Source organism: Thalassospira sp. MCCC 1A01428 (genome assembly GCF_002115825.1).
Lineage (GTDB): Bacteria > Pseudomonadota > Alphaproteobacteria > Rhodospirillales > Thalassospiraceae > Thalassospira.
Genome location: NZ_JFJZ01000156.1, coordinates 1 through 701, shown reverse-complemented (window position 1 = coordinate 701; position 701 = coordinate 1). Strand labels below are relative to the sequence as shown.

1 protein-coding gene is annotated in these 701 nt (G+C 51.9%); it reads right to left on the bottom strand.

Annotated features, from left to right (window positions below; genetic code table 11):
- Positions 1-172: 172 nt before the first annotated feature.
- The coding region (locus THS27_RS27085) for a hypothetical protein (protein WP_210403039.1) at positions 173-701 on the bottom strand (529 nt) is incomplete at its 5' end.

Below are 701 nucleotides of genomic sequence, written 5' to 3'. Positions count from 1 at the left end.
CCACGACCAAAACCGGCGCTGCCCTAACCGCACAAGCCGCTGGTGCCACAATAACCGCGCCACCATCGCAATACCAAGCGCACCACCCCAGCTACGCACAGCGGAAATCCAATCTTGCCCAACATCCGGCGGTAGATGGTTCATTTCACCCCCCTTTAATCACCATGGGCCATCACGCTGCCGGGCCTCTTAATTCGTGCCATTTTCGGATCGTCGAAGCATTGCCCACATAAAATCTGTATGTTGACCCGACCGGAACAACCACAGTTGAACTATTTGTTCGGCTATTATCGTAACTGTCTTTCGCAGCAATTTCCGACACGCCATCAACAATGAAATAGATGACATTGTCAGTTCCTGATGCGTTATAGATCGACACAGATACCATAATGGGCTTGGCGGTATCATTTGTGTAATCGGTATTTTTGGCCCGCGATGCAGTAACGTCCTGCCATGTTTGCCCCTGCGCAAACCCACTACCAGCAATTTGATCAATCGCCTCTTGCACGTCATCGTTCACGCCGGTCAGTTGCGATCCGTCGCCATCTTTGCGCAGCAGCCCAGCAACACCACCACTAGCAATGCTGGATGTTCGCAAAAACGCATCAGCCATTAGACCATGATCAATCCACGCCGTATTCGCCGCATTGCGCTGTTTCAAATGCCCGCTCGTCGTGTCAGCCCACCACATATAGGGATAT